25 protein-coding genes are annotated in these 23608 nt (G+C 48.7%); 8 read left to right on the top strand and 17 right to left on the bottom strand.

Annotated features, from left to right (window positions below):
* The first annotated feature begins 34 nt into the window (after nt 1-34).
* The 3 genes from meaB to FPG75_RS21275 all read left to right on the top strand — a co-directional run bounded on the left by meaB (nt 35) and on the right by FPG75_RS21275 (nt 2097).
* Nucleotides 35-937 carry a methylmalonyl Co-A mutase-associated GTPase MeaB gene (meaB, locus tag FPG75_RS21285; protein ID WP_143309712.1) on the top strand — a complete coding sequence of 301 codons (903 nt, stop codon included), beginning with the start codon at nt 35-37 and terminating at the stop codon, nt 935-937.
* 1 nt (nt 938) lies between these two features.
* A complete protein-coding gene (locus FPG75_RS21280; protein ID WP_143309710.1) occupies nt 939-1601 on the top strand; it encodes a DNA alkylation repair protein in 663 nt (220 codons plus the stop codon).
* Nucleotides 1602-1770: 169 nt separating this feature from the next.
* Nucleotides 1771-2097, top strand: a complete 327-nt coding sequence (locus FPG75_RS21275; protein WP_143309708.1) for a DMT family transporter — start codon at nt 1771-1773, stop codon at nt 2095-2097.
* 132 nt (nt 2098-2229) lie between these two features.
* On the opposite strand, the gene FPG75_RS21270 is transcribed toward FPG75_RS21275, so the two are convergent.
* Nucleotides 2230-3492 (bottom strand): chloride channel protein, encoded by a 1263-nt coding sequence (locus tag FPG75_RS21270; RefSeq protein WP_143309706.1) that lies wholly within the window; start codon nt 3490-3492, stop codon nt 2230-2232.
* Between the two features lie 144 nt (nt 3493-3636).
* Between FPG75_RS21270 and FPG75_RS21265 the strand changes: the two genes are divergently transcribed.
* From FPG75_RS21265 to FPG75_RS21255, 3 genes are all read left to right on the top strand, one after another.
* Nucleotides 3637-4194 (top strand): protoglobin domain-containing protein, encoded by a 558-nt coding sequence (locus FPG75_RS21265; RefSeq protein WP_143309704.1) that lies wholly within the window; start codon nt 3637-3639, stop codon nt 4192-4194.
* 36 nt (nt 4195-4230) lie between these two features.
* Nucleotides 4231-4488 (top strand): DUF2024 family protein, encoded by a 258-nt coding sequence (locus tag FPG75_RS21260; RefSeq protein ID WP_143309702.1) that lies wholly within the window; start codon nt 4231-4233, stop codon nt 4486-4488.
* A 70-nt stretch (nt 4489-4558) separates the two neighbouring features.
* A complete protein-coding gene (locus tag FPG75_RS21255; RefSeq protein ID WP_143309701.1) occupies nt 4559-5173 on the top strand; it encodes a MarR family winged helix-turn-helix transcriptional regulator in 615 nt (204 codons plus the stop codon).
* A 26-nt stretch (nt 5174-5199) separates the two neighbouring features.
* Here the strand turns inward: FPG75_RS21255 and FPG75_RS21250 are convergent, their stop codons facing one another.
* The 16 genes from FPG75_RS21250 to FPG75_RS21175 form a co-directional block, all read right to left on the bottom strand.
* Nucleotides 5200-5673, bottom strand: coding sequence for a GNAT family N-acetyltransferase (locus FPG75_RS21250; protein ID WP_143309699.1), 474 nt, complete (start codon nt 5671-5673; stop codon nt 5200-5202).
* A 34-nt stretch (nt 5674-5707) separates the two neighbouring features.
* Nucleotides 5708-5923 (bottom strand): hypothetical protein, encoded by a 216-nt coding sequence (locus FPG75_RS21245; RefSeq protein ID WP_143309697.1) that lies wholly within the window; start codon nt 5921-5923, stop codon nt 5708-5710.
* A gap of 61 nt (nt 5924-5984) precedes the next feature.
* Nucleotides 5985-6557, bottom strand: coding sequence for a DUF420 domain-containing protein (locus FPG75_RS21240; protein WP_143309696.1), 573 nt, complete (start codon nt 6555-6557; stop codon nt 5985-5987).
* 78 nt (nt 6558-6635) lie between these two features.
* Complete coding sequence (locus FPG75_RS21235) at nt 6636-7265, bottom strand: SCO family protein (RefSeq protein ID WP_161596872.1); 630 nt, start codon at nt 7263-7265, stop codon at nt 6636-6638.
* Between the two features lie 117 nt (nt 7266-7382).
* The gene (locus FPG75_RS21230; RefSeq protein WP_143309692.1) at nt 7383-7790 is read right to left on the bottom strand and encodes a cytochrome C oxidase subunit IV family protein; all 408 of its coding nucleotides are present in this window, start codon (nt 7788-7790) and stop codon (nt 7383-7385) included.
* Nucleotides 7791-7864: 74 nt separating this feature from the next.
* Entirely contained in the window at nt 7865-8539 is a 675-nt protein-coding gene (locus FPG75_RS21225; RefSeq protein WP_143309690.1) for a cytochrome c oxidase subunit 3, read from the bottom strand.
* 27 nt (nt 8540-8566) lie between these two features.
* Nucleotides 8567-9130, bottom strand: coding sequence for a cytochrome c oxidase subunit 3 (locus tag FPG75_RS21220; RefSeq protein WP_143309688.1), 564 nt, complete (start codon nt 9128-9130; stop codon nt 8567-8569).
* A gap of 17 nt (nt 9131-9147) precedes the next feature.
* Nucleotides 9148-10029 carry a heme o synthase gene (gene cyoE, locus FPG75_RS21215; protein WP_236652868.1) on the bottom strand — a complete coding sequence of 294 codons (882 nt, stop codon included), beginning with the start codon at nt 10027-10029 and terminating at the stop codon, nt 9148-9150.
* A gap of 131 nt (nt 10030-10160) precedes the next feature.
* A complete protein-coding gene (locus tag FPG75_RS21210; RefSeq protein ID WP_143309686.1) occupies nt 10161-11975 on the bottom strand; it encodes a cytochrome c oxidase subunit I in 1815 nt (604 codons plus the stop codon).
* A gap of 112 nt (nt 11976-12087) precedes the next feature.
* Nucleotides 12088-13047, bottom strand: a complete 960-nt coding sequence (locus FPG75_RS21205) for a cytochrome c oxidase subunit II (RefSeq protein ID WP_236652866.1) — start codon at nt 13045-13047, stop codon at nt 12088-12090.
* A 141-nt stretch (nt 13048-13188) separates the two neighbouring features.
* Nucleotides 13189-14394, bottom strand: coding sequence for a quinol:cytochrome C oxidoreductase (locus FPG75_RS21200; RefSeq protein WP_143309682.1), 1206 nt, complete (start codon nt 14392-14394; stop codon nt 13189-13191).
* A 43-nt stretch (nt 14395-14437) separates the two neighbouring features.
* Nucleotides 14438-15055: a c-type cytochrome gene (locus tag FPG75_RS21195; protein ID WP_143309680.1), complete on the bottom strand. Its 618-nt coding sequence runs from the start codon at nt 15053-15055 to the stop codon at nt 14438-14440.
* A gap of 84 nt (nt 15056-15139) precedes the next feature.
* Nucleotides 15140-15733 (bottom strand): DUF3341 domain-containing protein, encoded by a 594-nt coding sequence (locus FPG75_RS21190; protein WP_143309678.1) that lies wholly within the window; start codon nt 15731-15733, stop codon nt 15140-15142.
* A 48-nt stretch (nt 15734-15781) separates the two neighbouring features.
* The gene (nrfD, locus tag FPG75_RS21185) at nt 15782-17218 is read right to left on the bottom strand and encodes an NrfD/PsrC family molybdoenzyme membrane anchor subunit (RefSeq protein ID WP_143309676.1); all 1437 of its coding nucleotides are present in this window, start codon (nt 17216-17218) and stop codon (nt 15782-15784) included.
* Nucleotides 17219-17333: 115 nt separating this feature from the next.
* Nucleotides 17334-20390, bottom strand: a complete 3057-nt coding sequence (locus tag FPG75_RS21180; RefSeq protein ID WP_143309673.1) for a TAT-variant-translocated molybdopterin oxidoreductase — start codon at nt 20388-20390, stop codon at nt 17334-17336.
* Nucleotides 20391-20516: 126 nt separating this feature from the next.
* Nucleotides 20517-21743, bottom strand: a complete 1227-nt coding sequence (locus FPG75_RS21175; protein ID WP_236652921.1) for a c-type cytochrome — start codon at nt 21741-21743, stop codon at nt 20517-20519.
* 495 nt (nt 21744-22238) lie between these two features.
* Between FPG75_RS21175 and FPG75_RS21170 the strand changes: the two genes are divergently transcribed.
* Nucleotides 22239-22994: a copper resistance protein NlpE N-terminal domain-containing protein gene (locus FPG75_RS21170; RefSeq protein ID WP_161596871.1), complete on the top strand. Its 756-nt coding sequence runs from the start codon at nt 22239-22241 to the stop codon at nt 22992-22994.
* A gap of 34 nt (nt 22995-23028) precedes the next feature.
* Nucleotides 23029-23598, top strand: a complete 570-nt coding sequence (gene purN / locus FPG75_RS21165) for a phosphoribosylglycinamide formyltransferase (RefSeq protein ID WP_143309669.1) — start codon at nt 23029-23031, stop codon at nt 23596-23598.
* Nucleotides 23599-23608 lie beyond the last annotated feature (10 nt).

Raw genomic sequence — 23608 nt, 5'->3', positions numbered from 1 at the left:
CTATTTTTGCACTTAAACCACTCCATCAGCATACATGTACCAGCAGTATTTATCCGGATTGATAAGCGGCGATATTAAATCGCTGGCGAGATGTATTTCGCTGGTAGAGAACGAAGCAGCCGGCTATGAGCAATTGCTGGAATCCTTGCCGGGCAACAGTTCCACTAAGGTGATCGGCATCACCGGTCCGCCGGGCGCCGGGAAAAGCACATTGGTAAATGCTTTCATCACCCACCTGCTGGAACAGCAACAACGTATAGCCATCATCGCTGTAGACCCTTCTTCTCCCTTTAATTTTGGTGCGCTGCTGGGCGACCGTATCCGAATGAGCCAGCATTTTAATCATCCGCAGGTATTCATCCGGTCGATGGCCAGCAGGGGCGCCCTGGGCGGGCTTAGCCCCAAGATCATTGAAGTGAGCGATGTGATCCGGGCGGCAAACTTTGACTACCTATTCATAGAAACTGTAGGCGTAGGACAAAGCGAAGTAGAGATCGCAGGCATTGCCGATACCACCATGGTAGTGGTAGTGCCCGAAGCCGGCGACGAAATACAAACCATGAAAGCCGGATTGATGGAGATCGCAGATATCTTTATCGTTAACAAATCCGACCGTGCCAATGCCGACGAATTTGTAAAAAACCTGCGTATGCTGGCGCACAGCCGCCACCATGGAGGATGGGAGATACCTGTTGTCAAATCGGTGGCCACCCAACAGCAAGGCATACACGAAATTGTAGCAGCCGTAAAGCAACACCAGGCCAATATCCTGCATCAGCCGCAACGCCATGCACAACTGTTGGCAGAGAAAGCCTACCAGCTGATCCAGCACCGCCGCATGCACGATGTGAATAAACAACAACTACAGGAAGAGATCAGGCAGCACATGCAGGAAAAATCGTTTAACCTTTACCGTTATATCCGCTCAAAAAAATAGTATGGACTACCTGGGCCTGATCACCAGCACTTTCGAAAAGGCCGCCCATCCTGCCGATGCAGTGGCCATGACGCAGTATCTCAAAAATCAGTTTGCCCATCTGGGTATCAAAACGCCTGCGCGGCGGCAGATGATCAGCGAGATGATGAAGGCCCACGGCTATCCGCCTATTGCAGAGATGCCCGCACTCATCAACGCATTGTGGATGTTGCCGGAGCGGGAATATCAATATGCCGCCATCGATATCATGCAAAAGATGCCCAAACAGTGGACAGCAGCGCATATTGAACTGTTTGAATGGATGATGGTGCATAAATCATGGTGGGAAACAGTGGACAATACCATCTCTTATCTCGTAGCGCCGCTCCTGAAGCGGTTTCCGGCCTTACAACCCGCTACTACCGATCAGTGGATCAAAAGCAATGATATGTGGTTGCAACGTGCAGCTATCACTTTTCAGAATGGTTATAAGAAAGATACGGACGAGGCTTTATTGTTCCGGTATATCCTTCATTGCAGCGGTTCGAAAGAATTTTTTATCCAGAAAGCCATCGGGTGGTCGTTGCGGGAGTACGCCAAAACCAGTCCCGAAGCGGTAAAGCGCTTTGTGGGCGCGCATCCCCTTGCTGCGTTAAGCGTACGTGAAGCTTTGCGGCGGCTCTGAGCCCCCGGAGAATTTTTGTATCTTCGCGTATATGCGTACTATCTCTATCGGTATATTAATCGTTTACGCGGTATTTAATTACGGCCATTAATCCTTGGCTGTAGGGCGTTTCATGCCTGTCCTTCTTTAGTATCATCTAATTTTTCATCACCTATTAAACCTGGTTATTATGGCTTGGCTATTCCTGATCATTGGAGGCTTGTTTGAAGTGGGCTTTACTATTTCCCTGAAGTATTCCGAAAACTTTAGCAGATTGTGGCCTTCTGTATGTTTCTTTGTAGCGATCACATTGAGTTTTCTTTTCCTGAACAAGGCGATCAACAGCGGGCTGCCGATAGGCACCGCTTATGCAGTATGGACGGGCATTGGCGCGGCTGGTACTGCCCTCGCCGGTATTCTGTTCTTTAAAGAACCAGCAGCGGCCTGGCGTATCTTCTTCCTGATCATGCTGATTGGCTCTATTGCAGGATTGAAATTTGTTTCCGGCGGAGAATAATTTTTTTACGCAAAGCAGCATCACGCAAAGCAGCATCACGCAAAGCAGCATCACGCAAAGCAGCATAAGGAGCAAAGACGCAAAGGCGGGCTTCGCCCGCAGATGATCACATTATTTTCTTACGCGATTTTCTTACGCGCGAAGCGCGGCTTTGCGCCTTACGCCGCTTTGCGTGAAAGATGACACGAAATAAGCGACAGAACAGGCCAGCAGCACGGGCAATGCCAGGTGGCCGCTGTGTGATATTTCCAGTGCAAATATCACCGATGCCAGCACCGCCCTTGACGCGCCGGCAAATAATGCGAACATGCCCACTATTGCCGCCATGGCAGGATTGACGGTGATACCGTCCAGGGATACCTGGAAAATGAAAGCGATAGTAAGCCCCCAGGCGCCACCGATCGACAACAGCGTAAGAACGCTGGTACCGGTTTCCAGGGCAATGTTATAACACCACCACGACAATAATTTCAGACAAGCTATCGCCATCATCGTTTGCATGGTAACACCTGCATGCAGCAGATCGTGCCATATGGCTGTGCCAGGCCCTAAAGTTTCAGGCGCCCACCATCCGATAAGCCCCGTGGCTACCGGCCCCAGGAGCAGCCACCAGCGGCGCTGGCCGTTGAGTTTTTCGCGCAGGCGTTTCATGCGGGCGGTGCTGCGTATCAGCAATGCCGACAGCCCTCCGGTTAAAAGTCCTATTACTACGTATATGCCTAACAGTGAGAGAGTGGCGGGCGTGGCAGCGCTCACATCATACTGTGGCTGGCGCCAAAGCCATACGCCGGCAGCAGCTACCGCCACCGCGCAGCCGAGCGGCAGCAAGGTGGAGAGGGCCAGTACCGGCAAGAACAGCTCTATGGCCAGGAAGATAGCAGCAAGGGGGCTTCCGAAGCACCAGGTGATCACCGCGGCGATAACAGCGCTGCTCACGATAGTTGTTTCCGAAGTATTGAGGCCGCATTTGCGGGAGAGGTATTGTATGCCAGTACTACTGCTGTACATGGCGGCGCCTTCTGCGCCGAGTGGCGCGCCGGCGCCGGTGCCAATGATCATACCTGCTGCGCTGGCCAGCGGCGAGCGTTGGCGCAGCTGCCACCAGGCGATAGCGCCTATTACCGGAATCAGTGCGATGGCCGGCCCGAGGCCGCTTTGTTCCGGTAGCCAGGCATGCGACGACAGCTCTCCGTTGAATGCGAGGTTGGTGATCTGCTGTATCAGCCAGGTAATGCCATAGGTCAGGGCGCAGCCGGCAACAGCGCCGGCCACCGACCAGGCGCTGAGGTAGAGCGCTCTTCCAAAGCCGCTATTCACGGGCGTTTCGTCCGTCACGGCAACAGGAGGTATTAAGGGAAGGCCGCTCCGGTTAAAGTAGTACAGGTGGTTCTTCATCTCTCCAAAACTATATGAAATTTAACCATCATGCAATAAAATCATATACATGTATTAGCACTGCGTACTAAGCCCTTATAAAAATTTTTATAGTTAGGAAACCTCATTATATTTGTGAATCCCCTAACAAAAACATGTGAATGTATGAGTAATGCCGGAGAGCGGGCACCTGCAAACACTGGTACAGGCGGCTCTTCTATCAGTCCGCAGGAACTGGTGATGCTGAAGCGCATGTTGTTGCTGACGCAGGAAGATGAGCAATACCTGAACAAGGCAGCCGCTATTCTTCAAGGCCATGAACAGGACCTGCTGAATGCCTGGCAGGCCTATATACTGGCCAATGATTACCTATCTCAATACTTCTCCACGGGTATCAACCTGGTAAATGCTTTGTCGCCGCGGTTCAGCGAGTGGATAACACAATTGTGTACGCGTAATGAGGACGGGCGCTGGCAGCAATTTGAGCAGCGGATTGCTTTACAGTTGAAGAAAGAGGATGTGTTGCCGGGTATTCCGCCGGTGTTTCTCCGTTATCTGACCACGTTTGTGTATCCCGTAACGCAGGCGGCCAATAACTTGCTGGCGTCGGCGGGGCATAGCGCCGCCGAGGTGAAGCGAATGGAGGAAGCCTGGTTTAAAGCAGTGAGTCTCAGCGTGGTACTGTGGAGTTACCAGGAAAAAGGCGGGTTTACGCTGATTTAGTATAACCGTTACCGTTAGCCCGGAAATGATCTTGTCATGTTAGCAGCAGTTTATGACACTTATGCGAAGTTGCCCGGAGGCGGGTTTCTTCATTTTTACGTGATAGCGCCGGCCGTTACGGAGGTGGAGGCGGTGCGCGCCTATGCCAACGAATGGCTGCAATCCAGGCCGGATAAGGGTTTCGTATCCTACAAGGATTGCCGGTTTTGCCATACGGAGGAGATGATACCTCGTTGGGAAAGGGATATCAGCCAGCGGGGGTACCATATCCATGAATTACAAGGATGTCACTAACATGCTATTTACACCGATATTTTAATATTGTACCTTGCCCCGATTAATAAGGACAGCCACTTAAAAAATCATGGGGAAAGTATCCACATTCAGTCCCGAGCAGCAAACCGACAACACTTCAAGTAAAGTTGTGGTTGCATTGGAGCGATTATCAGAAGCCTTTAGAGTGCTATTATGGCAAGAGGCCACACAGTATGGGTTAAGTCCTATACAGATCCAGGTACTTACATTCCTGCTTCATTATCCGGAAGAGAAGCGCACTGTCACATCCTTGGCCTCCTATTTCAATATGACGAAGGCCACGATCAGTGATGCGGTAAAATCGCTGGAACAGAAGCAGTATCTTGTGAGAAAGGCCAGCGCCACCGACACCCGCAGCCACAGTTTGCAGCTGGTGAAGGAAGGCAAGGCTATTGCCAGGAAGGTAGAACGTTTTGCGCAGCCTTTGCAAGACAGCGCAGCATTGACTTCAGAGAAGGAGCAAGGCGTATTGCTGGAGCAGCTGATGCAGCTCATTTACCAACTCAATCAGCAGGAAGTTACTTCCACGCAAGAGATGTGCTTTAATTGTCAGCACTACAGCACCAACAAGAAAGGGCATTATTGCAACTTGTTCCGTCTTTCAATGAAGCCTTCAGATCTGCGTGTAGATTGTCCGCAGTTCGAGTTAAGTGAAGAAGCCTGATTTATCCTATTATCCTATCCACAACCTTATTGTATACGGCTCATCTGGCAGGTCATTTCATTATCACCTGCCAGGAAGCCGAACTGTTCGTACAAAGAACGGCCATCGGGTGTTGCATGCAGGCTTAACTTGCCGGTATTACGGCGGCGCGCTTCTTCCACTATTCTCTCAAAAAGCCCGTGGGCTATGCCTCTCCGGCGATAGGCGGGCAACGTAAATACATTGAGTATATAGGCTACTTTTCCTTCGAGATTATGATAGAGCGGGGGCTGGTTATAGAATACGATACCGGCGCTGGCCACTACTTCGTTGCGGTCGAGCGCGAGCCAATTAACGAAATCGCCTTTGGGGAGGTGTTCGCGGAGATAGGCATCAAGCTGTTGTAACAGGATATCATTTTTGGAAGTATCCGCCTGGGGATATACTTCCTGCAGGAATTGCAGGCGCAGTCGGGAAACAACGGGGATATCAGCAATGTCTGCTTGTCTGTAGGTTATCATAGTTATAAAAGGAAGTTGTTAGCGATGCCAACTGTCAGGCTTCCTTATTACTGCGCCACCAGCGATAGGCGAGGAAGCCAATGATCACCAGCGGGGTAAGCGCCAGCATGAGGATACCGTTATTCAGTCCTTTTGCGGGGCCTTCTCCGAGCTGTTGTGCCGTTTTGGTGCACAGGGAACATTGTGCCATCAGCGATGGGCTCATGGCCAGTAAACAGCCAGTCAGTAATAACGCGCTCAGTTGCTTCATATCACTATCTTTTGATCCTGCAAAATTAAGCCATCCTGTTTAAAAATGCTTACCAACTACATCAATGGTAATAGGGAGAGATCATAATATAAACGATCACGCCGGTAACGGCCACATAAAACCAGATGGGCCAGGTGATGCGGGCGATCTTGCGGTGGCGCGGGATATCGTTCTGGAAGCCGCGCAACAAGGTGAACAGCACCAGCGGAACGATAACGCCAGCCAGTACAATATGGGTCAGCAGCAGAAAGAGATACAGGTAACGGATACCGCCGAGAGAAGCTTTTTCGGCAGCATCTACAACGCCGTTGTGGTCTACATCACCGAAGCGGGTTTCAGGCGCCATCGCGTGATAGGTTACATATGATACAAGGAAGAGCACCGACAGTGTCACTGCAACGAGGTTAGCGATCTTGTGGGCTTTCACATGGCCATTTTTGATAAAATAGAGGCTGGCCAGCAACAGTACGGCAGTAGCGGAATTGAGGATGGCATGGAAAAGCGGCAATATCCTGATATCAAAACCCGGATGCATTTCCGGTTTCGGTAAAAAGAACAACAATGCTACCACCACCGGAATGGCGATAGAAACGATTGTTATAGGAAGATTCAGGTTTTTATTTTTCAATTCCATGATGCACAAAAATACGAAAGGTGAATAAAGAAAGGTGAACGCCCTTTCTTTATTCACCTTTCACAACAATTACTTTTATCAGCTACCCGAGAACAGTTTCTTCAGGAACTTGAGGAAACCCGGACGGTGCTTGTCTTTCTCGAGGTGAAGGATGGCGATGTCTGTCGCTGCCCTTTTGATATCGTTGGAGTCAAGGCCGTTGTAGTATCCCCGGATATGTTTGTCTTTATCGATCAGCACAAGTTTTTCGGTGTGAACGAAATCATCCGGACCGCCATCGCCTTCTGTTACGGAAACAAAGAACTGGTGACGGGCGAGGTCGTAGATTTCTTTCTTATCGCCGGTGAGCAGCCACCAGTTGTCGGGATTCACCTGGTGTTCATATGCGTATTTACGCAGCCTGTCGACCGAATCCCTGACTGGATCAACCGAGAAGGAGAGTATCTGTAGTAACGTATCGTTCTTTACATAGGCACTCTGGATGGTTCTCAGGTTTTTGGTGAGTGTAGGGCAGATGCTCGGGCAGGAAGTGAAGAAGAAATCAACGAGTAATACTTTTCCTTCCATGTCTTTCAGGCTTACTTTGTTGCCAAGCTGGTTGGTCATTTCAAAGTCGCTGATGGTGTGAAACACCGTATCCACGCTGGTTTTACCATCTCTTACAACTGTATCGATCCTCTCGGGGATAAAGTATCGGGGGATGGGCACAGCATTTTTACCATAGTGATCTACAATCAGATAACCTGTAAGCGGCACCAATATCGCCAATAAAACTCCTATAATAGCCCTGCGGGAAATGATCGTAAAATTTAGCCGTTGTAAATACTAGTAATGTCCGTGTCCTTCTTCTTTCACCGGAGCTTTAGGCGCTTCTACTTTGGTACCGGGAGCGAGGTCTTTCCTCAGGTTTCTCCAGGAAACGCCATCATAAAGGAAGGCGATGATGAACCAAACGAACAGCAGTAAAGGTATCAGAATGGTCAGGATGAGGTTTTTGATTTCATGACCGAGGTGCATGAATTCAGAAACGATATAGAAGGCTTTCACGACGGTGAGGCCGATGAAGATGGAGTTGAGGAGCAACCTGTTAGGTACGCCTGTTTCCAGGTGCAGGAATGCGAGGCCAACTTCCACCACTGTGATACACAGCAGGATCCAGAAGGTTCTCCAGATGCTTTTGGTAGATGAATCAGCGTGTGCTTGTTCGTGTCCTACAGCTTGTGTATGTTCCATTACTTATCTTAATTAAATAAATTCCAAAAATCAGATTCCAAATAAAAACAAACCTTGTATGGTTTCACTGGTGCTTACAGCAGGTAGAAGCAGGTGAATACGAATACCCAAACCAGGTCTACAAAGTGCCAGTAAAGGCCTACTTTTTCCACCATTTCATAGTGACCTCTGTCTTCATAAGTACCTTTCAGTACGTTGGCGAGGATCACGATATTAAGTACCACGCCGGAAGTTACGTGCAAGCCGTGGAAACCGGTGATGGTAAAGAAGAAGTTAGTGAAGTTGGTAGAAGCAACGGTGCCGTCTACGTTAGGGAAAGGGTTACGGCCCCACCATGCGCCTTCGTGGAACAGGTGTGTCCATTCCCAGGCCTGGCAGGAGAGGAAGGCGATACCGCCAACGATGGTCCAGGTAAGCCATTTAGCTACGGCTTTTTTATCTCTCATATGGCCGGCGTGTACAGCCAGTACCATTGTAACAGAACTCATGATGAGGATGAAGGTCATCAAGCTCACGAATACCAGTGGCATATTGGCGTGGCCCATACCAGGGAAAGAGCGGAACACTTCATTCGGATCAGGCCAGGAGGTGCTGGAAAACCGGATGGTACCATATGCTATCAACAACGCGCCGAAAGTGAACGCATCTGACATCAGGAAGTACCACATCATCAACTTGCCATAGCTCACATTAAAGGGAGAATATCCTCCGGCCCACCATTTTTTCTTCGCTGTAACTGCTGTATCCATTGTTTGTTTTATAAGATTTTACAAAGTTTATCTGGCGATACTTAAAAAAATTAACAGGTAAATCCACAGTATATCTACGAAATGCCAGTAGGTAGCGGCTACTTCGATAGGTACTGCGCTATAGGTGCGGATGCGGGTCCTGTAAGCCCTGGCGAACATCACCAGTAAAGCAACCACACCGCCGAGTACGTGCAACATATGCACGCCTACGATCACATAAATAAAGGACGCGGATACCGGCCCGTTGAGGGGCAATCCGTTGGCTTTCATCTGCATGAAGCCAGTCCACTGACAGGCTGCGAAAATTACGCCCAGTATAGCCGTAACAGTTATTAACTGTTTGTAGCGTTGCATATTCCTTTCCTTGAATTGCTTCAGGGCCAGGTGTATGGTGAGGCTGCTGAGCAGGATCACGGCAGTGGATATCCAAAAGATATGTGGCAATTCAAAGGCGAGCCAGTTGGCTTGCGATCTCTTCACAACATAAGCACTCGTAAACCCGATGAACATCATGGTAATGCTGCCCATTGCTATCCACAGGGAATATTTGTGCGGGTGTATTTTGTTACGTTGTACGCTCATTGTTTGCATCACTCCTCCAATTTCGTTTATACTCGTACTTTATCCAGCAGTTGCACCAGCTGCATTACGGTCAGGTAGATATAAGAACCGAACATGAGCTTGCGTGCTGCGGGCACATCATTTTTTCTGTACAGGTTTACTGCGCGCCAGAAAAAGAACACACCTGCGATAATGGCCACGATAGCGGAGATACCGCCGGTGATCTTGAGCAGATAAGGCGCCACACCTGCAGGGATGAGCAATAAGGTATACAAAGCGGCCTGCATGGCAGTGAACTTGTTGGGCTCACCATTAGCAGGCAACAGCTTGAAACCAGCCCTGGTATAGTCTTTATAGCCAATCCAGGCGATTGCCCAGAAGTGTGGGAACTGCCAGAGGAACTGGATAGCGAACAAAGACCAGCCGCCTTCAGCGAGGTTGTTGGCGCCGGCTGCCCATCCGATAAGCGGGGGCAGCGCGCCCGGGATAGCACCCACCAGCACTGCCAGTGAATTCCATTTTTTCCAGGGCGTGTATACGAAGCCGTACATCACCAGTGAAAACAGGCTCAGGATAGCGCTCAACCAGTTAAAGCAATACCCCATTACGAGGATACCCGCTACGCCGGTGATTGCCGCTACAGCGATCGCCTCTCCTTCAGACATACGGCCGGAAGGCAAGGGGCGTGGCGCCGTGCGGGCCATCAGCTTGTCTGTATTCCTTTCCCATATCTGGTTGATGGTATTGGCTGATCCTGAAACCAGCAAACCACCTGCAAATAATAAAAGAACTTTTACCAGGTTAAACTCCACTCCCGGCACCAGCAGATAGCCCACTACACAGGAGAACACTACCATGAAGGTGAGGTTAAACTTCATCAGCTGAGAGTAATCCTTCACCTTGCTTGCTACTGCATAAGATGTCGACAATTTTATGGAGTTTTCTTGCAACATGTTTTTTCTAGCCACATCCCGGATTTTTAATCATTCGGGACAAATTTACAAACATCACAGTTATGCAGATTCCGGTAAGCGCATTTTTGCCCGCCGGAACCTGTTTATTAATGCTCTGATTCGTTAGGACCGATAGGCTCCGTTTGCGGGATGAAATCTCTTCCATCCTTGCTGTAGTCGTAAGCCCAGCGGTATACTTCCGGAATTTCGCCAGGCCAGTTGCCGTGACCAGCGTGGATCGGCGTAGTCCATTCCAGGGAAGTTGCACCCCAAGGATTCTGTACGGTCAGTTTTCTTCCTTTGAAAATGCTATAGAAGAAGTTGAACACGAACAGGAGCTGTGTAGCGAAAACAATGATCACCACAAAGCTGATGAATGCATTGAGCGGCTGGAACTGGTTGAAAGAAGCCCAGCTGCTGTAATCGAAATACCTTCTCGGCATACCGGCCATACCTTCGTAGTGCATAGGCCAGAAGATCAGGTACGCGCCCACAAGCGTGATCCAGAAGTGGATATAGCCCAGGGTATTGTTCATGAAGCGGCCATACATTTTAGGGAACCAGTGATAGATACCGGCAAACATACCAAAGAATGCAGACACACCCATTACAATGTGGAAGTGCGCAATTACAAAGTAAGTATCGTGCAGGTGAACATCGATAGAAGAGTTACCCAGCCAGATACCGGTCAGACCACCAGAGATGAAAGTGCTCACGAAACCGATAGAGAACAGGGAAGCCGGCGTAAAGCGGATATTACCTTTCCATATGGTGGTGATCCAGTTGAATACCTTGATGGCAGATGGTACTGCAATCAATAAGGTGAGGAGTACGAAGAAGGCACCCAGGAAAGGATTCAGACCTGTTACGAACATGTGGTGCGCCCAAACCAGGAAGGCCAGGATACAGATGGCGAACAGGGAACCGATCATCGCGAGGTAACCGAAGATAGGCTTGCGGGAGCTGATAGCCAGTACTTCTGATACCATACCCATCGCAGGGAGGATGATGATATATACTTCCGGGTGACCCAGGAACCAGAATAAGTGTTGATACAGGATAGCGCTACCACCTTCGTTAGCCAGCGCTTTACCAGCGATGAAGATATCAGAGAGGTAAAAGCTGGTACCTGCGTGACGATCCATGAGCAGCAGGATGAAACCTGAGAGCAGCACAGGGAAAGACAGTACACCCAGAACAGCGGTGAAGAAGAACGACCAGATGGTAAGCGGCATTTTAGTCATGCTCATACCTTTGGTACGCATGTTCAGGATAGTAGAAATATAGTTCAGACCACCGAGCAGCTGTGAAACAACGAACAGCGCCATGCTGGTAAGCCAGAGATCCACACCAATTTTAGAACCGATAGAAGCGTCTCCCAGTGCGCTCAGCGGCGGATACATGGTCCAACCACCGGAAGCGGGGCCTGTTTGAACGAACAGAGATGCCATCATTACGAGGCTGGCCAGGAAGAAGAACCAATAGCTCAGGCAGTTCATGAAAGGAGAAGCCATATCGCGTGCGCCTACCTGCAGTGGAATGAGCAGGTTAGAGAAGGTTCCGCTCAAGCCGGCAGTCAATACGAAGAATACCAGGATGGTACCGTGCATGGTTACCAGCGCATAGTAAGCTTCAGGAGTGATACGGCCGCCTTTGGCCCAGTGGCCCAGGATGCTTTCCAGCCAAGGGAAAGTAGCATCCGGATAGCCGAGTTGCAAACGAAACAGTACAGAAAAGAAAGCACCAATGATGGCCCACACAATACCAGTGATGAGGAATTGTTTGGCGATCATTTTATGGTCCATGCTGAACACATACTTTGAAATGAAACTGTCATGATGGTGCTCATGATCATGATGATCATGCGCCCCCGCGCCGTGCATTACCTCCTGTTGACTGTGCAATGTTGCTTCGTTACTCATAATCGGTTCAATTTATTATTAACTGACTTCCGGGAAGTATCGTCGTTGGTCAGTTTATCTTTTTAATTTAAAATGTACTCCGTCAAAAAAATCTACAACACAAAATTACAGCTTACTTGATATTGGCTGCTACCGTTTTTTGTGTGCTGTCTGCAGCAGGAGCGGCAGGTGTAGCAGCAGGATGCGCCAGGCTGTATTGTGTAGGTTGTTTAGCTACCCAGGCGTCAAATTCCGCCTGTGTTTCTACAACAATCACTCCTCTCATAGAGTAGTGACCGGAACCACACATCTGATCGCAGGAAATTTCGTAAGTGAAATCCGGGTTACCGGTTTTTTCCTTCATCTGTTTGGTGGTGAATCTGGGTGTGAACCACAGGGTAGTAGGGATACCGGGCACCGCATCCATTTTCATGCGGAACTGAGGTAAACCAACGTCGTGGATCACATCGCGGGAACCGATCACAAATTTTACGGGTTTGTTTACTACCAGGTGTACTTCAGTAGCCTGATAATCGTCTTTGCTCAGCGGGTCGTTCCAGTCGATACCCAGCTCGTTGGAAGCGGCAGGATCGATCAGTTTGAAATCGCGGCGACCGAGTTGACCGTCTTTACCCGGGTAACGGATCAGCCAGTTGAATTGTTTACCGGTGATCTCAACGATCGCAGCATCTTTTGGCGCTTCGGAAGTGAGGCGGAACCAGTGTTTCAGACCGAAGGCTACCAGTACAGTCAGCGCAATGGCAGGGATTACAGTCCAAATAACTTCCAGTTTGTTGTTATGCGGGAAGTAAAATGCTTTCTGGCCTTCTTTCTCCTGATATTTGAATGCGAAGTAGAATAAAAGGACCTGAGTAATAACGAATACAACACCCGTAATCGCCAGGGTTACATAGATCAAGGTATCTACGCCTTCACCCTCTACGGATGCAGAATCGCCCAGGATCTTGCCTTTCAGCAGATCGTTACAGTAGTAAACTGCGATAAGCCCCAGCACCAGGAATGCTATCAGCAGAAAACCATTTATACGGTTACTTTGCTGGCGCGCTTTCTTTTCTCCCTTCAATATGGACACATATTCGCTCGCCTTCGCAATCTGGAAGATGACTATGAATATGAGAACAACAACTAAGACTGCTAAAAATCCTGACATTGCTATATGAAATAATTAAGTTATCTAATGCTTTTCTTTTGCCTAATCTCCTTTCTCACCTGATCAGGTGTGGTGAATGATACTCTCTTTCAGGTAAGGGTGGTTCTTCGGAACCAGTGCAGCTTTAGTCAGCTGGTTGGATACCAGGAAGATGATCAGTCCCACGAATCCTGCACCGATACCCAGTTCAAACCATGGGAACACGAGGTGTTTCACGGTGCCGGGGTATACCATCTGCCAGAAATCCATCCAGTGGCCGGCGATGATCACGATAGCCATGAATACAACGGCAGTATAGTTACGTTTTGTATCCCTTTTCATCAGGAACAGCAACGGTGTGATAAAGTTGATGAGGAGGTTGAGGAAGAAGATCGGTCTCCACTCGCCCCATACGCGTGGCTGGAAGTAGGCAGTTTCTTCAGGCATGTTGGCGTACCAGATCAGCATGTACTGGGAGAACCAGAGGTAAGTCCAGAAGATACTGAAGGCGAACATGAATTTACCCAGATCGTGGAGGTGTTCTTCATTCACATAAGGCAGGTAGCCTTGTTTTTTTAGGTAGATCACGAACAGTGCGATCAGGGACAGACCAGATACCCAGGTGCTCGCGAAAGTGTACCAGCTATACATGGTAGAGAACCAGTGAGCATCGATGCTCATGAGCCAGAGCCATGGCGTGGTAGAGCCTACGCTGAGGGTGAACACTACGAGGAAGCCACCGCAAACTACTGTATTTCTCCAAATGAGTTTTTTACCAGTTTCAGGTTTGAGGTCCCATCCATCTTCTTCGATAGACATTTTACGCAGCTTCAGGGTAAAGAATACCCAGAGGCCGAGGGTGATGATGGTAGCGATAGTGAAGAAGCCTTTGTTCAGGAAAGCTGATTTCCAGGTGAGGATGGGATCTTCATGCACGTGATGTGCATTTACCCAGTGGTAGATCTCATCTTTTCCTCCGAAAACGATGATCATCACCACCAGAAAGAGGATGGCGGCCAGTACAGGCACTGCCATGGAAATAGCTTCAGGTACGCGGCGGAAAGCAATTTGCCAACCACCATGTGCCAGGGTTGTAGCAGCTATAAAGAAGGTGCTGGCCAATGTAATCAGCAAAAAGAAGCTGCTATTTTGCAACAGACCGGCCCAGAAACGTGTAGCGTGTTCTCCTTGGAATGCAAATAATCCGATCAATAACGTCAGCAAGCCCACGCCCATTAACACGAAGCTGGTCCTTTTTAATCTTGCCGGTACTACAAATTGGTCTTTCATTACTGTATATTAAAATACTTGATTGAAATTCAGTTTAACTCTCTTATTTAGCGGCTACGCTTTTAGCGGCTGCGCTGTCTTTAGCAGGAGCGACTTCAGCTGGTTTTGCGCCACCGGCCTGTTTGCTCTTGATGTAAGCTGCTACTTTCCAGCGTTGTTCTCTGTCGAGCTGGCTGGCGTAGCTACCCATTGCGTTATAACCGTAGGTCATTACGTGGAACAGGCGGCCTTCGGTGTAGGCTGTTTTAGGACCGGCTGCCAGGTTAGCAGGAGCAGCAGGGTAGGGACCGTCGCCGCCTCTGTAGAGCGGGCCGTTACCATCCATTGCGGTGCCATGGCAGATGCCGCAGTAAATATTGAATAAACGTTCACCTTCTTTCAGATCAGCTGCGGTAATCGTCAGCGGATTCTTTACCAGGTTAGCCAATGCAGTATCTGATTCTTTCAGATGGTATGGCAATACTTCTCCTCTTTTTACTGTTCCTTCCACTGGTTTCATCCCTGCCAAGCGAGCATTGTAAAATTCATACGCACGGGATTCATACATGTCTGGCATATAAATCCTGCCCGGCTTTCTGTTGTGCTCCCCCCTGTTACAGGCTGCCAGGAAAGCTCCAGTTGCCAATGCGGCTACAATCAATATGTTGGAAGTCCTTTTCATCAGAAATTATTTATCTGGCTTTCATTAGTCCTTGCTTGCGTGTTCCTAATGTGAGGCCACTGTATTGTTTTGCTGTTATTATTATTACGCGTTTACCGGTTTTGCCTTGCGGAGGTAAGGTTCGTCGTCTTTGTCGAACCTGCCGTACCACCAGCCGGCTTCTGCCTGCTGCTCATTGATGTCATGCGCACCTGCTGCAGAAAGGAAGTTCTTCACTTCTTCGGCATTGGTCTTTTCTGTCAGCTCAATCACCATTACAAATTTGTCGTCTGTCTGGCGCGGATGAAAGATGTGTTTTTTCACACCCGGCATCAGCTGGCAGAGATAACAGAAAGTCATCACCATACCTACCGCTGCAAAGAGTACGGTCAACTCAAAGGTGATAGGAATAAAAGCCGGTAAAGGGAAGTGAGGCTTACCGCCGATGTTCAGCGGCCAGTCTACATTAAATACCCAGCTCATAAATGTTAATGCCGTTGTAGTACCGGTGATACCATAGATAAAACCGGCTGTGTGCAGGCTGGTTTCCCTCAGGCCCATCGCGTGGTCCAGACCGTGGATAGGGAAGGGTGTGTACACATCGTGCAACTTGTAACCTGCGGTACGTACTTTCTTTACCGCCGGAAACAACACCGCCTCGTCATCAAACAATCCTACAACAAAATTTTTAACAGCCATATATTTAAAAATTCAAAGTCCTTGTAATAGATTCTGTCAATTCGTCTTTTAGTGTGCGTGCGCTACATCGTGAGCAAATTTCTCGGCACTTTCTTCTTCATACACTTCCATTTTCTCTTTGAAGCTTTCACCGGAAGTTTTCAGGATAGCCTTGATCTCAGCTACTGCAATTACCGGGAAGTATTTAGAGAACAGGAAGTAGCAGGTGAAGAACAGACCGAATGTACCCATATAGAAACCTACTTCAGGCCAGGACGGACGATAGTAAGACCAGCTGGATGGCAGGTAATCGCGGTACAGAGAAGTACAGATGATCACAAAACGCTCGAACCACATACCAATGTTCACAATGATGGACATGAAGAATGTTACAGCTACGTTCCTTCTCATTTTGCGGAACCAGAACACCTGCGGAGAGATTACGTTACAGGTCATCATGATCCAGTAAGACCAGCCCAGCGGACCGGCAGCGCGGTATTTGAAGAAAGTAGCAAACTCGTAAGGGTTAGCGCCGTACCATGCCATAAACAGCTCGGTAAGATAAGCGCAACCTACTACAGAACCAGTGAGTACGATTACCTTGTTCATGGCTTCCATGTGGCCAACGGTAATGTATTCTTCCAGTTTCAATATTTTACGGGTGATGATCAGCAGTGTTTGTACCATCGCAAATCCGGAGAAGATCGCACCCGCCACGAAGTAAGGAGGGAAGATGGTAGTGTGCCAACCAGGAATTACAGAGGTAGCAAAGTCGAAAGATACGATCGTGTGTACGGAAAGTACCAGCGGAGTAGATAAACCTGCCAGTACGAGCGACAGTGCCTCATGACGTTGCCAGTGTTTGGTAGAGCCAGTCCAGCCAAAAGAAGCAAGGCCGTATAAACGTTTACGTAATTTAGTTTTGGCTCTGTCGCGGATGGTAGCAAAGTCAGGAATCAGACCAGAGTACCAGAACAACAGTGATACAGTGAAGTAAGTAGAGATCGCAAATACGTCCCACAGCAGCGGCGAGTTGAAGTTCACCCATACCGGACCGCGGGTGTTGGGATAAGGCAGGATAAAGAAGGCCATCCATACACGTCCCATGTGAATGATCGGGAACTGGCCGGCGCACATTACCGCAAAGATGGTCATCGCTTCTGCCGCACGGTTCACCCCTGTACGCCATCCCTGACGGAACAGCAGGAGGATGGCGGAGATCAGCGTACCGGCGTGACCGATACCTACCCACCACACGAAGTTGGTAATATCCCAACCCCAACCGATCGTTTTATTCAGGTTCCAAACACCCACACCGAAATAAATCTGCCAAAACACTGAAAATGCGCCGAAGCCCAACAGTAACAGTGATATAAAAAAGCCTACATACCACAGTTTTCCAGGCTTAGCCTCGATAGGACTAATGATATCTTCCGTAACCTGGTGATAATCCTTAACCCCGTCTACTAAAGGTTCTCTCAGTGTGGATTCGTATTTTAAATGCATATTCTATAAGCTTTTAGCTGCTAGCTTCTAGCTACTAGCCCTTGTCTATTGTTATGATCTCAGATTCTGTAACTCTTACTTTCTTTTTCCCTTAACGATGACCTGTTAAAAGATCTTATGCGTGATGCGCTTCTTCTTTGTGAGCAGGTGTTGCTTCTTTCGCGGCATCTTTGTTTCTGATCTTTGCCAGGTAGTTGATAGAAGGCAATGTGTGGGTTTCTTCCAGCACATAGTACATTCTCTCAGTTTGTTCCTCGTTACGGATCTTATAGATTTCGCTGTTCTTGTCGTTCACGTTACCGAACACGATAGCATCAGCTGCGCAAGCCTGCTGGCACGCTGTTTTAGCTTCACCGTCTTTCATCGGGCGGCCAGCTTTTTTGGCGGTCAGTTTAGCATCCTGCAAGCGCTGTACGCAGAAAGAACATTTTTCCATCACACCACGGCTGCGAACCACTACATCAGGGTTCAGCACCATGCGGGTGAGGTTATCGTTCATATCAGCTACATCGTAGAGGTTATTTTCAAAGCTGTCAGCACCGTTCCAGTCTCTCCAGTTGAGGCGACGAACTTTATACGGACAGTTGTTAGCGCAGTAACGGGTACCGATGCAACGGTTGTAAGCCATCTGGTTGATACCTTCAGAGCTGTGGTTGGTAGCACCTACCGGGCAAACGTTTTCGCAAGGCGCGTTATCACAGTGCTGGCACAGCATCGGCTGGAACACCACTTCAGGGTTATTCTCATCGCCGCTGAAGTAACGGTCGATACGGATCCAGTGCATTTCATGCCCTTTCACCACTTCTTCCTTACCAACTACAGAAACGTTGTTCTCAGCCTGACAGGCAATGGTGCAGGCACCACAACCAAAGCAGGTGTTAAGATCGATAGACATACCCCATTTGATACCAGGGTAAGTATAGTTAGGATACAGGGTAGCATCTTTACGGAAGTCTTTACCAAACTTGTTCAGCTCTTCCCTGTCTTCATTTACTTTCTTAGGTTCTTTGATAAATTCTTTGAGCGTGGTTTCCTTGATGATAGGACGGCCCTCGTAGCTGTTGTGGGTTTGTGTGTTACCCAGCGGATATTTAGCGCCGGTAGCTTCAACAGCGGCGTCAGTAACGAAGTAATCGAAGGTCTGACCATTGAAGCTCACGAAAGGATAAGCATTTTTACCGATACCGCCGGCAGCCTTACCAGTATTGGCGCTGCGGCCGTAGCCTACTGCGATCGCGATCACGTCAGGATGAATACCTGGCAGCACCAGCATAGGCAGTTCGATCTCCTTACCATTTGCTTTGATCTTCAGCACTTTCTTGTCTGCGTTGATTTCGTAATCATCGCCCAGTTGAACAGAGAAAGTTTTAGCGAAGGTGTTGGAAATGATCGCGTAGTTGTCCCAGGTAGCGCGGGTGATAGGATCCGGCATTTCCTGTAACCAAGGGTTGTTAGCCAGTTTACCATTACCGATAGCTACTTTTTCATAAAGCACCAGTTCTTTCTGGCCGCCTTTTTTCGCGCTGTTGATTTTGCTGGCAGCACCTGCAATATCACCTGCGAAAGAAGCACCGCCGAGCGCGGGAGCCGTGGCTGGTTCTACGATACCGTCCTGGAGGGCTTTATCCCAACCTTCCTGGCCGCCGAGTTTACCCATCCACTCATTTTTCAGATAGTCGGCCCAAGGCGTGGTATTACCAGCCCAGGTGAGCAGTGTATCTTGTACAGCGCGTGTTTTGAACAGCGGGCTGATAGTAGGCTGTGTGAAGCTGTAGTAGCCTGTTCTGCCTTCCTGGTCATTCCAGCTTTCGAGGAAGTGGTGATCAGGCGCAATGAACTTGCACAGTTCAGTGGTTTCATCATTGCGGTCGTTGAAGGAAACAGCGAGTTTCACTTTTTTCAGACCTTCAGCGAATTTGCCGGCTTCGAAGTAATCGTAAGCGGGGTTGGCGCCATAGATCAGTACAGCGCCGATGCTGCCTGCGTTCATGTCGCTTACCAGTTTGGTCATATCGCTGTCGATACCTTGACGGTAGTTAGACGGAGCGGCCCAGTCGATCGTAGTGCCATTAGCGCCAATGATGTTGTTGATAGCGTTTACGATCACCTGTACATTCACATCGTTAGAACCGCTTACCACCAGGGCTTTACCGCTGTTGGCTTTCAGTTCTTTTGCTGCTTTCTGGATACCTGCTGCTACTTTGTCGTCCAGTTTGGGGGCGCTTACGCTGCCACCTACTGCCGCGAGCAGGGCCAGTGCTACGGCGCCGGCTTCAGAAGGCCTGTGCGTATATCTTTCATCTGCGTTAGCGCCGGTAAGGCTCATGGTGCTTTCGAATACGAAGTGTTTGGACATCTCCGGTTTCTTGGCATTGATCTTACGTGTTTGCGCAAATTGTTTCTGGAATTCTGCAGGGTTCAGCCATGTACCGAGGAAATCGGCGCCCAGGCTCACTACGGTCTTCGCATTTTCGAAGTGATAGGAAGGGATCACTTTTTTACCATAGGCAGCTTCGTTGGCGAGCAGCATACCAGAGTAGGATACTGCATCATATGTTACGTGGCGTGAGTTCGGATATTTTGCGAGGAACTCGCCGATCACTTTTTTAGTGCTCGGGCTGAGGATAGTGGAACTTAATAAAACAACAGGAGCACCGCCTAAACCGGCCAGTGCTGCAGTTACTTGTTTATCCAGTTCTGTCCAGGTTGTTTCCGAACCGCCGATAGACGGGTAACGGAGACGGGCAGTATCATACAGGCTGAGTACCGCGCCTTGTGCTTTAGCGGTGGTAGCACCCTGGGTGATAGATGATAAAGTATTTCCTTCGATCTTGATGGGACGGCCTTCGCGGGTTTTCACCACCAAAGGAATATATTCACCGTCGATCGCGTAAGAAGAAGCATAATAGTTAGCTACACCGGGCGTAATTTCCTCTGGTTTGTTAACGTAAGGAATCGCTTTTTTGATCGGTGTTTCACAGCTGGCAGCAATTGTAGCAGCCGCCGTGGTGAACCCGAGGTATTTCAGAAAATCCCTGCGGGGGGTTGTAGCATTCAACAGGCCTTCACTCTCGAACGGCAATTCTTCACTGAATTCGTTCTTCACAATCTCCTGATGCGCATCGGTATTGTGCAACTCCTCCAAGCCTTTCCAATACTTTTTTTGCTCCATGTTATATTAACGAGTTACGTTTTTAAAATTTGATACCCTAATCATTTTCGGATTTTTTGATTTTTGGATTTATGGATTTAATTCAAAAATCCGTAAATCAAGAAATCCCAAAATTCTAAATCCTTTCTAGTAGTGACATTTTTGACATTCAGTACCACCTACCATTTCAACAGTCACGCTATCGATCTTCTTATCTTTAATATCCTGATGAAGTTGTTCGAAGATGCTGTAGTATTTGTTATCTGCGAACTGTACTTTGGTAGTACGGTGGCAGTTGATACACCAACCCATAGACAGGTCGGCGAACTGGTGTACTTCATCCATCTCGGTGATGTTACCGTGGCAGGTCTGGCATTGTTGTTTACCAGCTACAACGTGCTGTGAGTGGTTGAAGTAAACGTGGTCAGGCAGGTTGTGGATCTTGGTCCATTCGATAGGTTTACCTGGTTTGGTATATTTACCCGCTTCAGGATCCCAGCCTACGTAATCGTATAATTTGTGGATTTCTGCAGTACCATCGATCTTCCTTCCTTCTGCAGTGAACAGTTCAGGGCCGGAGTATTCCTTAATAGCCTTGTGACAGTTCATACAGATATTTTCTGAAGGGATCATGGCATGTTTGCTCTTCTCTGCACCGGCGTGGCAATACAGACAGCTGATCTGGTTAATACCGGCGTGCACTTTGTGGCTGTAGAAGATCGGCTGTTCAGGCATATAGTCTTTCTGGCGACCCAGGCCGATAGCGCCGTTAATAGTGAAGTAACCGCCTACCATAAATAACACCAGGATACCCAGTGCGATGTAAGCTTTGTTTTTGTAGAATGGAACAGGTTCCGGAGTAGCTACGCCTTCTTTATCGCCAGCGAGCTTGTTCAGGTTACTGTTGATCTGCATCAGGATCAGCGCCACCACCGCGAGGATCAGGGTGATGATACCAAAGAGCAGGCTGTTGTCGCTGCCTGATTCTTTAGCGCCTTCTGTTGTCGGTGCGCCAGCTTTCTGGCCACCAGGCTCTTTCTCGCCTTCTACCTTGATAAATGCAAGGATGTCGTCGATTTCTTCATTGGACAACGCAGGAAAAGCCGTCATGGCTGTTTTGTTGTACTCGTTGAAGAGATCATTGGCATACTTGTCGCCAGATGCGAGAACAGAAGCGGAGTTATGAATCCACTGGTGCAATAATTTCTTATCGGGCCACCTGTCTTCAACCCCTTTCAGTGCAGGACCTGTCACCCTCTTGTGGACATTGTGACATGAAGCGCAATTTTGTTGGAACAGTGCCTTACCCTTCGCAGGATCCGCAGCCTTAACGGAAGAAAACGGAATTACTATACTAGCGCATAGAATAAGCACACTCACAAAATGCTTGCGCAAAAGAATGGAAACACGACGATACACAGCCTATATAGTTTAGATTTGACCTAAAGTTTCTTAAAAGTGCCAGCAAAAATAAGACAGAATGTTGACAATTTATCAACAATTAAAAAAATTTCTTACCGTAAATAATCGCTTTTTTTTCCTATTTTCCGAGCTTCGATTCAGCTAAAACCCTCTCTGCTGGCTATTCTCAGAACATTACCCAATATTTGCTTTCAAAACTTATTATTTTGATTGAAAGTTCGCAAGGTCTGCTTCAACACAGTCACACCCAAGATGGCGGGCGGTTTCAAAGGATATAAGATTAATATATAAAGATGGAAAAATGATAGTGACCACTTATATCCTCCCTACACCTATATTAAATATATGTGTTCTTCCCGACAATTTATATCCGCCGGATGCTTATTTTTACCAAATAATAACCTGCTACCGGACAGAATGTTCAATACATCCTTAAAAAACATTCCCATGCGCTCACTGTACTTTTCTGCCATACTCCTGATCTCCCTGGCCGCCTGTAACAACAATACCACGCCGGGCCACCAGGCAGACAGCTCCAAAACCGCTACCACCACAGCTCCTGCGGCGCCCCGTCTTACTGGCACCTTCCAGGGAACCATCCCCTGTGCAGACTGCCCCGGTATCGACTACCAGATCAGCCTTTACGATGACCATACCTTCAGTGAGCTCACTGCCTACCAGGGCAGGGGCGGAGGCATCGCCACCGTCAGCAACGGCAGCTGGAAACAATTGAACGATTCCATAGTACTGATCCGGAAGAAGACCGACAGCAGCTCCTTCCTCGCCGCAGCAGGCAAACTCATTTTGCTCGACCGTGCCGGCAAACGCATCGAAGGCGTACTCGCCAGCAACTACGAACTCAAACCCGTAGAAGGCGGCGACCGCCGCAGCATCAACGCCGAAAAATCAAAAGCCGGCATCACCTTCACCGCCAGCGGCAACGAACCCTTCTGGACCCTCGACCTCGATAAAAAAAGTATACATTATAAGTCCGCCAATGGCGACAGCATCCTCGCAGCGCTGCCAGCGCCCAGGCCCAATACCGACACCTTAAAAGTATATACCACACCCGCTATCACCGTCAGCATCCGCAACACTGCCTGCTCCGATGATATGAGCGGCGTAATGAGACCGAATACTGTGGAGGTGAAAATAAAAGATCACACTTATCGTGGCTGTGGGGAACATCTGATGCATAATTAATTCTACTTTTGCAGCGGATTTCAAAACAGGTACATTGAAAAATATTGTCATATTCGCATCAGGTGCAGGAAGTAACGCGCAAAAGATCATCGATCATTTCAGGGGCTCCGATATAGCCAGGGTAGCGCTCATCGTTTGTAACAAGCCAGGGGCGGGCGTTCTGGAGATCGCTGCCAGGGAAGGCATACCAACGCTGCTGATCGAAAGAGAAGCCTTCCTCCATTCCGATGTATATGTACAACAACTGAAAGCCATTCCGGCGCACCTGATCGTATTGGCAGGGTTCCTCTGGAAAATTCCCGCCAACCTGGTGCAGGCTTTCCCCAACCGGATCATCAACATCCATCCTGCCCTCTTGCCTAAATTCGGCGGCAAAGGCATGTATGGCCATTTCGTACACGAAGCAGTGATCTCCGCCGGCGAAAAAGAAAGCGGCATCACCATCCACTTCGTCAATGAAAAATATGATGATGGCGAAACCATCCTGCAGGAACGCTGTACCATCACACCAGAAGATACGCCCGAATCCGTTGCGCGCAAGGTACAGCTACTCGAACATCAGTGGTTCCCGGTAATTGTGGAACGATTATTGAAAAGTTTATAGAGACCTTTCT

The sequence above is a fragment of the Chitinophaga vietnamensis genome (assembly GCF_902167635.1).
GTDB lineage: Bacteria > Bacteroidota > Bacteroidia > Chitinophagales > Chitinophagaceae > Chitinophaga > Chitinophaga vietnamensis.
Note: the sequence above shows the minus strand (reverse complement) of the source record. Positions and strands in the feature narration are given on the sequence as shown.

Coding starts and splice junctions, on each gene's coding strand:
- meaB (WP_143309712.1), top strand. CDS start 35: ATGTACCAGCAGTATTTATCCGGATTGATAAGCGGCGATATTAAATCG.
- FPG75_RS21280 (WP_143309710.1), top strand. CDS start 939: ATGGACTACCTGGGCCTGATCACCAGCACTTTCGAAAAGGCCGCCCAT.
- FPG75_RS21275 (WP_143309708.1), top strand. CDS start 1,771: ATGGCTTGGCTATTCCTGATCATTGGAGGCTTGTTTGAAGTGGGCTTT.
- FPG75_RS21270 (WP_143309706.1), bottom strand. CDS start 3,492: ATGAAGAACCACCTGTACTACTTTAACCGGAGCGGCCTTCCCTTAATA.
- FPG75_RS21265 (WP_143309704.1), top strand. CDS start 3,637: ATGAGTAATGCCGGAGAGCGGGCACCTGCAAACACTGGTACAGGCGGC.
- FPG75_RS21260 (WP_143309702.1), top strand. CDS start 4,231: ATGTTAGCAGCAGTTTATGACACTTATGCGAAGTTGCCCGGAGGCGGG.
- FPG75_RS21255 (WP_143309701.1), top strand. CDS start 4,559: ATGGGGAAAGTATCCACATTCAGTCCCGAGCAGCAAACCGACAACACT.
- FPG75_RS21250 (WP_143309699.1), bottom strand. CDS start 5,673: ATGATAACCTACAGACAAGCAGACATTGCTGATATCCCCGTTGTTTCC.
- FPG75_RS21245 (WP_143309697.1), bottom strand. CDS start 5,923: ATGAAGCAACTGAGCGCGTTATTACTGACTGGCTGTTTACTGGCCATG.
- FPG75_RS21240 (WP_143309696.1), bottom strand. CDS start 6,557: ATGGAATTGAAAAATAAAAACCTGAATCTTCCTATAACAATCGTTTCT.
- FPG75_RS21230 (WP_143309692.1), bottom strand. CDS start 7,790: ATGGAACATACACAAGCTGTAGGACACGAACAAGCACACGCTGATTCA.
- FPG75_RS21225 (WP_143309690.1), bottom strand. CDS start 8,539: ATGGATACAGCAGTTACAGCGAAGAAAAAATGGTGGGCCGGAGGATAT.
- FPG75_RS21220 (WP_143309688.1), bottom strand. CDS start 9,130: ATGCAAACAATGAGCGTACAACGTAACAAAATACACCCGCACAAATAT.
- FPG75_RS21210 (WP_143309686.1), bottom strand. CDS start 11,975: ATGAGTAACGAAGCAACATTGCACAGTCAACAGGAGGTAATGCACGGC.
- FPG75_RS21200 (WP_143309682.1), bottom strand. CDS start 14,394: ATGAAAGACCAATTTGTAGTACCGGCAAGATTAAAAAGGACCAGCTTC.
- FPG75_RS21195 (WP_143309680.1), bottom strand. CDS start 15,055: ATGAAAAGGACTTCCAACATATTGATTGTAGCCGCATTGGCAACTGGA.
- FPG75_RS21190 (WP_143309678.1), bottom strand. CDS start 15,733: ATGGCTGTTAAAAATTTTGTTGTAGGATTGTTTGATGACGAGGCGGTG.
- nrfD (WP_143309676.1), bottom strand. CDS start 17,218: ATGCATTTAAAATACGAATCCACACTGAGAGAACCTTTAGTAGACGGG.
- FPG75_RS21180 (WP_143309673.1), bottom strand. CDS start 20,390: ATGGAGCAAAAAAAGTATTGGAAAGGCTTGGAGGAGTTGCACAATACC.
- FPG75_RS21170 (WP_161596871.1), top strand. CDS start 22,239: ATGCGCTCACTGTACTTTTCTGCCATACTCCTGATCTCCCTGGCCGCC.